The 11,905-nt window shown below is 41.1% G+C and carries 13 protein-coding genes; 11 read left to right on the forward strand and 2 right to left on the reverse strand.

From position 1 onward, the window contains the following. Nucleotides 1-103: 103 nt before the first annotated feature. From CLV32_RS02650 to map, 9 genes are all read left to right on the forward strand, one after another. Complete coding sequence (locus CLV32_RS02650; protein ID WP_133552112.1) at nucleotides 104-544, forward strand: hypothetical protein; 441 nt, start codon at nucleotides 104-106, stop codon at nucleotides 542-544. 46 nt (nucleotides 545-590) lie between these two features. Continuing rightward, on the forward strand, nucleotides 591-788 hold the full coding sequence (locus tag CLV32_RS02655; protein ID WP_133552114.1) for a hypothetical protein: 198 nt from the start codon (nucleotides 591-593) through the stop codon (nucleotides 786-788). Between the two features lie 272 nt (nucleotides 789-1,060). Then, nucleotides 1,061-1,621 carry an RNA polymerase sigma factor gene (locus tag CLV32_RS02660; protein ID WP_133552116.1) on the forward strand — a complete coding sequence of 187 codons (561 nt, stop codon included), beginning with the start codon at nucleotides 1,061-1,063 and terminating at the stop codon, nucleotides 1,619-1,621. Continuing rightward, nucleotides 1,614-2,399, forward strand: a complete 786-nt coding sequence (locus CLV32_RS02665) for a hypothetical protein (protein WP_133552118.1) — start codon at nucleotides 1,614-1,616, stop codon at nucleotides 2,397-2,399. The genes CLV32_RS02660 and CLV32_RS02665 overlap by 8 nt, the downstream gene beginning before the upstream one ends. A 20-nt stretch (nucleotides 2,400-2,419) precedes the next feature. Beyond that, the gene (locus CLV32_RS02670; RefSeq protein WP_133552120.1) at nucleotides 2,420-3,277 is read left to right on the forward strand and encodes a DUF4097 family beta strand repeat-containing protein; all 858 of its coding nucleotides are present in this window, start codon (nucleotides 2,420-2,422) and stop codon (nucleotides 3,275-3,277) included. A 38-nt stretch (nucleotides 3,278-3,315) separates the two neighbouring features. Beyond that, a complete protein-coding gene (locus tag CLV32_RS02675; protein ID WP_133552122.1) occupies nucleotides 3,316-4,047 on the forward strand; it encodes a hypothetical protein in 732 nt (243 codons plus the stop codon). Nucleotides 4,048-4,087: 40 nt separating this feature from the next. After that, nucleotides 4,088-6,523: an outer membrane beta-barrel family protein gene (locus CLV32_RS02680; RefSeq protein ID WP_133552124.1), complete on the forward strand. Its 2,436-nt coding sequence runs from the start codon at nucleotides 4,088-4,090 to the stop codon at nucleotides 6,521-6,523. Nucleotides 6,524-6,726: 203 nt separating this feature from the next. After that, the gene (locus CLV32_RS02685; protein WP_133552126.1) at nucleotides 6,727-7,830 is read left to right on the forward strand and encodes a PAS domain-containing sensor histidine kinase; all 1,104 of its coding nucleotides are present in this window, start codon (nucleotides 6,727-6,729) and stop codon (nucleotides 7,828-7,830) included. A 64-nt stretch (nucleotides 7,831-7,894) separates the two neighbouring features. Then, nucleotides 7,895-8,695 carry a type I methionyl aminopeptidase gene (map, locus tag CLV32_RS02690; RefSeq protein WP_133552128.1) on the forward strand — a complete coding sequence of 267 codons (801 nt, stop codon included), beginning with the start codon at nucleotides 7,895-7,897 and terminating at the stop codon, nucleotides 8,693-8,695. 6 nt (nucleotides 8,696-8,701) lie between these two features. On the opposite strand, the gene CLV32_RS23035 is transcribed toward map, so the two are convergent. After that, complete coding sequence (locus tag CLV32_RS23035; protein ID WP_166641865.1) at nucleotides 8,702-8,878, reverse strand: hypothetical protein; 177 nt, start codon at nucleotides 8,876-8,878, stop codon at nucleotides 8,702-8,704. Between the two features lie 121 nt (nucleotides 8,879-8,999). Here CLV32_RS23035 and CLV32_RS02695 point away from each other — a divergent pair, with 121 nt between their 5' ends. Together CLV32_RS02695 and CLV32_RS02700 are read left to right on the forward strand one after the other, a co-directional pair. After that, on the forward strand, nucleotides 9,000-9,731 hold the full coding sequence (locus CLV32_RS02695) for a DUF481 domain-containing protein (RefSeq protein ID WP_133552130.1): 732 nt from the start codon (nucleotides 9,000-9,002) through the stop codon (nucleotides 9,729-9,731). A gap of 45 nt (nucleotides 9,732-9,776) precedes the next feature. Next, nucleotides 9,777-10,208 (forward strand): EamA family transporter, encoded by a 432-nt coding sequence (locus CLV32_RS02700; protein ID WP_133552132.1) that lies wholly within the window; start codon nucleotides 9,777-9,779, stop codon nucleotides 10,206-10,208. 43 nt (nucleotides 10,209-10,251) lie between these two features. On the opposite strand, the gene CLV32_RS02705 is transcribed toward CLV32_RS02700, so the two are convergent. Next, nucleotides 10,252-11,898 (reverse strand): hybrid sensor histidine kinase/response regulator, encoded by a 1,647-nt coding sequence (locus tag CLV32_RS02705; protein WP_133552134.1) that lies wholly within the window; start codon nucleotides 11,896-11,898, stop codon nucleotides 10,252-10,254. Between the last annotated feature and the right edge of the window lie 7 nt (nucleotides 11,899-11,905).

The raw sequence follows: 11,905 nt of genomic DNA on the forward strand, positions 1-11,905 counted from the left end.
TTCGTCCTACTCGATGAACAAAGGGGATAATTAGCAGATTATCCCCTTTGTTCATTATTCTTTTTAGAAAACTTTGGACTTCCATAAATGTTATGTTGTTATCATGGGAAAAATTAAAAATATCATAGCGGGATTTGCCGGCGCCGTAGCAATGAATGTTCTTCACGAAGCGCTTAAAAACAAAAGCAATAAAACACCACGAATAGATCTGTTAGGTGAAGAAGCGTTGAATAAGGGCCTTGGTTTGGTTGGTGAGCATATTGATGACGAAAAAACTTTGTACCGTGCTACCTTAGTTGGCGACCTGATCAGCAACACCGTTTACTATAGCTTAATTGGTTCAGGAAAACAAAAGTATATTTGGGCAAAAGTATTCTTCTTTGGCCTTTCTGCAGGTATTGGCGCGATTACCTTACCAGAACCTATGGGACTTAGGCCTGAGCCCGTAGCGGAAAATAATGAAAAGAAAGTGCTTACCATTGGCTATTATCTGTTTGGCGCCATCGTTACAGGCCTGCTTGTGAAGGCAATGAAAACCAAGTAGTCCATTATTAGATTGTTTCGTTACTTTAGCTCAATAATTAAGCCCCATGCAAGATTTTAATGAGCCCACCCAGGATCCGTCAAACTATAAGTATGGTGTGATTTACTTCAACAGAAACGATCGCCGGGCAATCGTCCCAAAAATGAACCAGGGAATGGGTTTAACACTCAATTTTGCGAGAATAGAAAGCTATCTGCTCATCGCACTTTTGATAGCGGTTTCAGCCTGGGCATTTAAAAATTAGGATCTTAAATTTTTAACGTCTACCTATATCTTTTATAAGAATAATGCTCCGCAGCGCCAGCAGCTGCCCCTCAACGGATTCTTCTTTTTCCAGATAACAATCCAGATTTCCTGATCCACTGATGATGCTTCCTGTGCTGATTCAAATTTACGCTATCTTTAAGCAGTAAAAACGGCTTTCAAAAAAAATATCTGTGACGTGATGCAACATTTTAAATGAGGCTGCGACTTCAAGATAGAAACGCAGTAAAGAACTAAATTAAACGCCCGGAATTGCAGCTTACAAAAAAGATAACTGATCAGGAATTGATAGAGATGTGCCTTAAAGGCAAAGATTTCGGGTATACTGAATTGTACAATAGGTATGCCAGGGGAATTTACAACTCCATCAGTAGGATTGTTTCCCACACAGCAGAAGCAGAAGATATCCTTCAGGACACCTTTTGCCTGATATTTGGAGACATGAAAAAGCTGCAAGGGGTGTCAAGTGTTGAGGGCTGGGTACGGCGGGTAGCAATTAACAAGTCTATCTCTCATCTGCGAAGGCAAAAGATAACCTTCACCGATCTGGGAGAAACAGAGATTGCAGACGACGAGCAGCAAACGGCAGATGAGAATGATATTTTCGATTGTCGAGTCGAAGATGTCAGAAAAAGCATCGAAGCGCTTCCACCAGGTTACAAAACGATTATCAATCTGTACCTGTTTGAAAAGCTGTCCCAGGAAGAAATTGCAGGGATGCTCGGACTCTCCCACAGCACAGTAAGAACACAATACCATAGAGCAAAAAACAAAATATTGTTATCACTAAAAGACAAGAGTTATTATGAATGATCCGATAAAAGACTTCGTGGAAAAGAACAGAGCGGAATTTGATCATCTCGAAGCCCCTGTTTTAAAACTAGATCAGCTGAAACCAAGATTTCAGGCTGCTCCGGAAGTGAGAAAAAAAAGTTTTTTGATAACTAACGGAAGCAAATGGCTGGTGGCGGCTTCGGTACTGGTGACTGTGACTTGCCTATGGTTGTTTTTCTTCAATGATACAGCTGTAAAACCGGCATCACAACTTGCACAGCAACCGGTAAAAGAAGCTACTAAACAAAATGATACTACAGGAACGACAAAAACACCAGACGTTGTAGCTACAACAGAAACAGTTCCGGTAGCATTTGCCAGCAACCGTAAAGCAGGGCCCAGGAAGCCTAATACAAGTGCAGCTACCCAGGATCTGTATGCCGGACTTCAGGACAGCACCTCGGCAAGTACCAGGCTGATGGCAATACTGGAAATGGAAAAAACTGGCAGGGTAGACAACCGTGTAATGGATATGTTAGCGCTAACATTGAACAACGACGGCAATACCAATGTCAGACTCGCAGCGCTGAGCCTGATGCAGAAATATAGTGATGATGGACATGTTTCGGCCTTGTTAGTCAGCTCACTAAATAAACAGAACGACCCTATTGTACAATTAGGCCTGGTAAGCCTTTTAGGAAAAAAGAAAAATTTAAAAATCGACGACAAGCTTAAGTCACTTGCCGATGGCCCCGATACCTTTGCTGCAGTCAGAGACGAGGCCTACAGCATACTTCTCAATCAAAATAAGTTATAATCAAATTCAAAAAAAGAAATATGAAAAAGCAATTTATAGTACTGTTTTCCCTTTTAACAATCGCTACCTCGGTATTTGCACAGAAAGAATACAAAGTAGCTAAAACATCCGGCACACTGAAGTTAAATATCTCAGGCGCAATTATAGAAGGATATACAGGCAACGAAATTATCTTCTCCTCTCCACAAGTTGAGAAAGAATCTGTAGATGAGCGTGCAAAAGGCCTTCGCGCAATTAACGGGTCAGGATTTACAGACAACAGCGGACTGGGATTCGATGTGTCTACGCAAGGGGATGAAGTGACTGTTAACAATGTTACCAGAGACAGATCTTCAATCTTAACGATCAAAGTACCCCAAAACATCAAGATCATTTTCAATAATTCAAGCAGTGTAAATCAGTCTGAAGTGATCCTTAAAAATTTAAAAAACGAAATTGAGGTGTCTACAAGCTACAATAAAATCAAGCTGGAGAACAACACCGGACCAATGAACGTAAAAACACTTTACGGATCTATTGATGCCATCTTTGCAGGTGAAATTAAAGGCCCCGTTTCCATCGTATCCGTATATGGTTATGTTGATGTATCACTTCCTGCAACTACAAAAGCAAATGTTGAAATCTCTACCAGCTACGGAAAGTTATATGCTGCAGAAAGTCTTAAAATCGCAATTGAAAAAAATACAGCCGAAAAAAGTGAAACCGGATCAGGCGCCTATATTAATTATTCAACCGCTGCTACCGGACAGACTGCATTCACAATCAACAACCTGGCTGGTGTTCGTAATTCAGACAGCATCAAAGGAAAAATCAATGGTGGCGGTGCCGATTTAATTCTTAAATCGAGCTATAAAAATGTCTACCTGAGAGAAAAATAGCCCCAATAGTCCAACCGACGGCTTCTTAACCAATCTATATGAAATCATTAGTATTGTGGCTCTTTATAGCCATTGGGCCATGCCTTGCCTTAGCCCAGACAAAAATCAACAAATCATACCCGGTAACAAAAGGGCAGACTGTAGACCTTCATTTTGACTATCCAAAGATCGTTCATATCAGCACCTGGGAGGGCAACGAAATCGTTGTCGAGGCCACAGTAAAGATCAACAACGGCGAAAGTGACCGCGCTTTTACTTTAACAGAAAGCACGTCTGGCGACAAAATTTCCATATCCAACAAACTGGATATGGACATGATCCCTGATAGTTATTACATCCTGGATAAAGGCATCAAAACACGGTTTACTTCAAAGCAGGACCTTAATGCTTATGTAGCACAACAAGGCAGCAACAGCGTATCAACCTACCAACAGCGCGATATAGAAGTAACCATCAATGTTAAAATACCAAATGGAATGACTACAGAAATTATGTCTACCTATGGGATTGTTGAAGTTGGAACGTTCAATGCCCCGATTAAGGTGGATGCAAGATATGGCGGCATAGATGCAAGTGTGGCTGAAAAATCAGTTGGCAAGCTGCAACTCACAACGAGATATGGAAAGATCTTTACGAACCTGGCGCTCCAGCCAACCGAAAAAATCCAAAAAGACTTCTTTACCTCCATTACAGCAGCGCCTGGCACCGGGCCCAGCTACGACTTCAGTTCTACTTACGGCAACATCTATCTCCGCAGTTCCGTAAAATAAACAAGCTGTAAATTTCTTAACCCTTACCCCCTCTCCAGTTATGAACAATATCTGCAAGCTCCTTTGTGCCCTGATGGCCCTGTTTTTCATGCCCATAATTGCTATGGCTCAGGACCTCTCAGGCAGTGTTAAGGGAATTGTTTCCGATTCCCTTAGCAGTAAACCCGCCGAATATATCACCCTTGCCATTAAAAAGGATGGTAACGTTGTAAAAACAGTGTTGACTACTCAAAATGGAGGTTTCACTTTTGCCGAAATCCCTTTTGGAAAATACACACTCACAGCAACAGCAACAGGTTATACACCTAAAGTTGTTCCTTTTGAATTAACGGCTGAAAAAAACAGCTTCGACGCAGGTAATATACTGCTCGCAGATCAGGTAAATGCGCTTGCAGACGTGGCAGTTGTAGCCATACGCCCCATCATTAAACAGGAAGTGGATAGGATCAGTTACGATATTCAGGCAGATCCCGAGAGCAAGGTACTGACAGCATTGGACATGATGCGGAAAGTACCTCTGCTCTCGCTTGACGCCGATGACAATATCAAACTGAAAGGAAGCGACAACTACAGGATCTTAATCAATGGAAAACCATCGGCAATGCTCGACAGGAATCCTAAAGATGTGCTGCGTGGAATGCCTGCCTCGTCCATTCAAAAGATTGAGGTGATCACCACACCCCCTGCCAAATATGATAGCGAGGGCCTTTCAGGAATCATCAACATCATCACCAATAAAAAGATAGATAACGGTTATAATGGGAGTATCAACCTTCGCCACCAGTTTCCTGTTGGTGGACCAAATGGAAGTGCCAATATTGCCTACAAACAAGGGAAATTTGGAATTACTGCCTATGGTGGAACAGGAAAATATGCAGCTCCGGAAACAGAAATTGTAACCTCCCGGTCAACAACTGGTGTCAACCCTTCCGAATTGCTGAACATCGGAAAAAGAAAATCAAACAACATATTTCGGTATGGAGGTGCAGATCTTAGTTTTGAGCTTGATACCCTCAACCTCTTTACGGCAGGTATAAACCCCTATAATGGATTATACGATGCCACAAATAACCAAACCTTTAGCCTAAGAACGCCTTCACAACTTTCGTCATATCACCTGCTCGGCAGGAACCGCTTTGATTGGGATGGACTAGAACTTTCTTTAAATTATCAGCACGGTTTCAAAAGTAATAAAGACAGACTGCTCACTTTTTCCTTTAAATCCAATAGCGGCAGCAACCCACAGAAAAATGAGCTGATATTTACAGAACGCCAGAACTATACAGACCCAAATTATCTGCAACAGAATGATAGCAGGCAGAAGGAACAGACCATGCAGCTGGATTATGTTCATCCTGTAAACAAGTTAAATATAGAAGGTGGCATCAAAGCTATCCTTCGTGACAACAGTAGTAACTTTGAGTACCAAACATTTAATAGTCAGAACGGGCAATACGTAACCGATCCAACCAGAACAAACATGTTCAACAATAAACAAAACATTATCGCCGCCTATAATACCTATGCGTATAGTTTGACGAACGTAGTCTTCAAAGCTGGCGTACGTATAGAAGAGACATTTGTAAAAGCAGATTTTATCAGTAATTCATCAAACGTAAATACCGATTACTTTAATATTATCCCCTCCTTCTCCATCAACCGCAAATTCGCCAATCAAAGCAATGTGAATTTCGGATTTACACAGCGGATCCAAAGACCTGGTATATATAATATGAATCCCTTTGTAGACCGGTCAACACCTAACTTCGAATCTACCGGAAATCCAGATCTGAAGGCCGTGTTAGCCAACAACTTTGAACTGACGTACAGCAAGTTTAAAAAAGGATCTGTAAACGTTGGCCTGAGTTACAATTTCGCGAATAACACCATTCAGAATGTGTCCGTTTATAACCCTGTAACAGGTATCACAAGGACTTCATTCGCCAACATCGGCAGAGATAAATCCCTAACCACAAACCTGAATATTAACTATCCGCTAACTGCGAAATGGAATGTAAGTGTGAGTGGGAATATTGGATATACCTGGCTGGAAGGAACTATCAATGGCGTAGTAACTCAAAATGAAGGTATAAAAGGCTATGGTTACATCAATACCGGCTATAAATTCGAAAAGCAGTGGAAAGCTAATGCCAGCTTCAGTTATAACGCACCTTATGTAACATTACAGGGTAAATCTGGCGAATATGTATTTATGTCGTTCAGCGGCAGTAAGGAGATCATCAAGGATAAGCTCACCGTATCAGCTGGCATATACAATCCATTTTCTAAATACAGGTTATACGAGAGCTTCACTGAAGGACCAAACTTCAGACAACAGTACAAGGGACAAAACTATAACCGATCATTTACGCTAGGCTTAAATTGGAAATTTGGAGGCCTGAAAGACGAGATTAAGAAAAACAAGCGCAGCATTACTAATGATGACGTGAAAGGCGGAAGTACAACCGGTAAATAGTGTTGTATTTAACTACCAACGGCGACAATGGAGAGTTGTCGCCTTTTTATTTCGTTTCTTTGCATCATCAAATCATTAATTAACGAAATAGCGTAAGCAGGCAAGACTCATAAAACACATAACAAACTCATTTACAGCAAAATAAAAGACAGGCACGGCTATTGACTACTGGTAAGGAAAACATCACTAAAACCCTCAACGCGATGAACTTAAGACCAACCTTACCAAATAACACAAGATCACAAGAAAGAAATGCCACAGAGGTAGCTCAATCAGATTATATGCTCAGTCAGCTGTTGCAAAATGCTGGAATTGGCATCTGGAATTTTGCAATTGACGCCGATGAGATCAGTCTCTGCCCTACTGCCAGTGCTTTTTTCAAAAACAGCAAGGCCAGCGTGAGCATTTTCAGGATTTTACGCCTGATCTTACTACAGGATGCCAGGTTTCTAATTAAGGCCCTAAATAAGGCATGCAGAAAAAAAGGAAGCTTATCAGCGGATGTTAGGCTCATTACAGCAATTGACGAAAATCCCAGATGGCTTCGAATCAGCGGGAAATATAACAACGACAAGGGAAACGAGGCACTGGGGGGAACGATTATAGATATTTCTGCTGAAAAGGCCGAAGAGCAAAGAAAGGAAGACTATGTTGCGTTGCTGAATCACGAACTAAAATCACCACTGACCACGATAAAGCTCTATGTTCAGATGGCGCTAAAACAAATCAGTCTCGGTCAGGCTGATCAGATTTCAGAAACACTTGACAAAGCAGAAATGCAAGTTGGGGTGATGTCCAGGATGATCGATAACTTTCTTACAACCTCTGCAGTATCAAACTCCAGTCTGCAGTTAGTTCATGAGCCATTTGACATGGTTAAATTGATTCACGATACGGTTACAGAAATAGGAATGATTTACCCGGACAGAAAATTCGATATCTGTTTTTCATCTGATGCAATAGTTTTTGCTGATCGTGAGAAAATTGCTCAGGTTCTCGTCAATTATCTGAGCAACGCGGTAAAGTATTCCCCGGCAAAGGGTTCCATATCAGTGAAGTGCAGAACCCATGCGGATCAGGTACAGGTTTCAGTAACAGATGAGGGCCGCGGCATAGCTCCCGAAGATCAGGCGAAAATCTTTGACCGCTTCTATCGCACCAACCCCAATGGCATCAAAGGTTTCGGTTTGGGTCTTTATCTTGTAAAGGAAATCATCAATAGTCATAAAGGAAAAGTTTGGCTGGACAGTGTTCCAAGTGGCGGTTCAACATTTCATTTTAGCCTACCGGCCCTCGGCTTAAAATAAAAATTTGGTCATGTTTTAATCTTTGAATGTAGTCAGCAGACTTATTTTCTTAAATTTGCAGTAAATGATTACATACAAGACGAATGAGGAAGTAGCCCTGATGCAAATTAGTGCGCTACTGGTAAGTGACACACTTGCAGAGATTGCAAAAGTACTGAAGCCCGGCATGCCAACGATTGAAATTGACAGAATAGCAAATGAGTTCATACTTGATAATGGTGCCGTTCCCTCATTTTATAAATATAATGGCTTCCCATATCACATTATCACCTCTGTTAATGATGTAGTTGTTCACGGGTTTCCCGGAAAATATGAGCTGAGAGATGGCGATATTATCTCTGTAGACGTAGGCACTATAAAAAATGGATTTCATGGAGATCATGCGTATACATTTATCATCGGTGAGGTTTCCCCAGAAATTCTCAAACTTGTAAAAACAACAAAGGAATCTTTATTTGTGGGTATCAAAGAAGCTGTGGCGGGCAAGCGACTTGGCGATATCGGTTATGCAATACAGGCCCACAACGAAAACGAAGGTTATGGAGTGGTTAAAGACTTCGTTGGCCATGGTTTAGGCAGAAGCATGCATGAAGACCCGCAGGTTCCCAATTACGGCAAAAGAGGATCGGGCATGTTGCTCAAAGAAAATCTGGTACTTGCCATAGAGCCCATGATCAATCTCGGCAAAAAAGAAGTTTTTATCGAGAAAGATGGATGGACAGTAAGAACAAAAGACGGCACCCCCTCTGTACATTTCGAACATGATGTTTGCGTCAAAAAAGGTGAGGCATTGATCTTATCTGATTATGCCCCGATTGAGTTGGCCGAGAAACAAAATTCGAACCTGAATACCAGCTATTATTAGAGACTATTAGCTAAAAAATCCATGGGTAATTTCTTTAACTGAATCATCTGCATAGAAGAATATAGTTAATGTCCCTGCTGCGATGAGGATAGATAAAATGTCTTCGCGCTTAATTTTGTTTTCGTTGATAAACTGAGTAAGTCGCTCATGCGACATAAAATATTCGGATTTTAAAACGATCATAAATGTCTGTTTTATTGTTAAGACAGCAAAAAAAATGCTTTGTTACAAGATGGATAAGTCTATGTGGCTCCAAAACAAACATTGGTGATGGCTGTTATCTATTTAACCATCCCATTTTTCTATGGTAAGAATCCTGACTTTTTTAATCTGCATCTTATTTACTGAATTTTCCTATGCACAATTTACTGATACAACTCAGTATGTAGTTACCTTCTCCCCTACAGGATCATTAAATAAAACAAATGACAGCAGGGCTTATCTTCTCAACAATACCCTTAAATTCGGCATTAAAAAAAAGAGCATCAGCCTTAACTTCAACAACAATTGGATCTACGGAAAACAGAATAGCCAACTTACCAACAACGATTATTCATCTACGCTGGATTTTAATCTGTACAAGACCTTTCCACATTTCTTTTACTGGGGACTGGCTAATTACAATACCAGCAGGTCATTAAAAATCAACAATCAATTACTTGCCGGCCTGGGAGTAGCTTATAATATCTACGACCGGGAAGAAGCATATCTGAATATCAGCAATGGGATCTTGTTTGATAGCAGCGACCTGGATCTTGGGGGTGGATTACATGACCAGTATGAAACCACTAGAAACTCTTTCCGCCTGTCATTTAAGTTTATCATAAGGAAAGCTGTTACGCTAAGCAGTACCAGTTTCATACAGAATTCTTTGAATGACCAGAACGATTATATCATCCGCAGCAATGCTGGTTTATCGCTAAAACTGAACAGGTGGATTAGTTTCACAACCGCTTATAACTATAATAAAATCTCAAGAACGAAGCGTGAAAACACATTACTAAGTTATGGGCTGACGTTTGAAAGGTATTTTTAAAATCAAAATGCCCTCTTCAGTGTTGTCTTATCAAACAATCAATTTATGTGGATATTCTGGGCTATTTTGGCCGCTTTGTCGGCAGCACTAGTGATGGTACTAACGAAGGCTGGCTTAAAAAATGTTGATTCGAGTCTGGCATTTGCCATTCAGGCGCTATTAATCGTATCTATTACCTGGATCCTTGTATTTTATCAGGGTACAGTACCCGAACTGAAGCAGATTGACCGTAAAGCATGGATCCTGCTGATTCTTGCTGGCATCGCCACTACCTTGTCTACTTTATTTTCATTTAAAGCACTGTCTATGGGGCCAGCTTCGATGGTTGTAACTATCGAACGTACATCCCTCGTTTTCACAATACTCCTGTCGGTGATCTTTCTTAAAGAAAAAATAACCTGGCAACTGGTTGCAGGAGCAATATTGATTTTAGCGGGTGCCGTATTAATTGCACTTTCAGAAAGTGCAAAGAAATAATGATCACGGTAACGTGTATTGAATCTAGCGCTGGTTTAATGGTCTAAAGTGGAATTGTAAACCAGAAAGTACTTCCAGTATCCAACTCGCTATCCACACCGATAGTCCCATGATGCTGCTTGATAATCTCAGCACTGATATATAGCCCCAAGCCTAAACCATTATACTGTGTTTCTCCTGCATTTACGCGGTAATATCTATCAAATAAATTAGCAAGCTTATTTTGGGGGATTCCATCACCCTTATCGGTCACTGAAATTTTCAGTTGTCTGTCGATCTCTTCAGTGTGAATAATGATTTCCAGTGACTTAGGCGCATACTTAATCGCATTGTTAACGAAGTTTACGATGATCTGTTCAATTTTGATGGCATCTGCAAAAACCTCACGATTTCTAACACCATCAGTATTGATCTTATACAAACCTTCCGAGCGAACATGGTCGCAGGACTCCTCAATCAATTCCCTGATGTTAAACATTTTCTTATGGATCTGAAGTTTGCCTTCATTAGCCATCGTTGCGTTAAGCAGGTCTTCGATTAATGTATTAACCTTTTCCAGATTTCTGTTGGCCTTTCCAATTAAGAGCGGAACCATCGGCGATACCAGGTTATCTTTCAAACGATCCAAAAGTTGCAGGGATGCTTTCAGCGTAGTAATGGGTGTTTTCAACTCATGACTGGCAATACTGATGAAATCATCCTTATGCTGCTGCAGCTGCTTAAGTTCTTCGATATCGGTAGCCGTTCCCACCCAAACCTGAATATGGCCATCATCACCCAAAACGGGAATCATGCGGATCAGCTGCCATCGATAAACCCCATCTGCGCGCCTGGCCCTAATTTGGAACTCCCCTTCTCCACCATTGTCGAAAATCGACTTCACACGAGCCATGAATGTCTTCCGATCATTGCGATAAATTATACCGTATGCGTCAGAAGCACCATGATTTTCATCACTCAAACCGGTATAGTCATACCAACGCTGATTGTAGAAAAGAATTTCTCCCTCCATGTTATTAGTCCACGCAATCTGGGGAATGGTTTCCATCATCGTACGAAACCTACGCTCACTTTCGGCAAGTGCATTAGTACGGTTCGCTACACGAACCTCAAGTTCCTTGTTCAGCGCAGAAAGCGCCAGGTTAGCCACCTTAACTTTGCCTTCTTCTTCCAACAATTTCTCATTTGCTTTCTGAAGCGCTGCCTGCTGAACTTTCAAGTTTTGGGAGAGGACAAGTAAGTCCTCATTAGCGCTCTGGAGGTCTGCAGTCTGAATAGTTAACGTCGCCGCAATAAGTGCCTTTTCCGTTCTTTCCTTAACATCTTTTAGTGCCCGTTCAATTTTTGGAGAGAGTGTAAATAGCTTTTGTTTAGAAACATAGTCTATTACACCTTCCTTTATCAACTTAACCGCATTCTCTTCACCGATAGTGCCCGAGACAATGATAAACGGTATATGAGCATGTTTATTTTGCGCAATTTTAAAGGCAGTACCTGCATCAAATGCTGGTAAGGCGAAATCAGATAATATCAGATCTGGAGAAAAATCATCAAGCGCTTGTTGATATTCCGCACGACTCTGTACAATCTTAGCGGTAAAAATGAGATCTGATTTTCTCAGTTCCCGACTAATCAGATCGGCATCGTTTTCATTATCTTCAAGAATGAGTATGCGGAGCGTTATGGACATATATCAG

Origin of the sequence: Pedobacter duraquae (genome assembly GCF_004362245.1) — a bacterium.
Lineage (GTDB): Bacteria > Bacteroidota > Bacteroidia > Sphingobacteriales > Sphingobacteriaceae > Pedobacter > Pedobacter duraquae.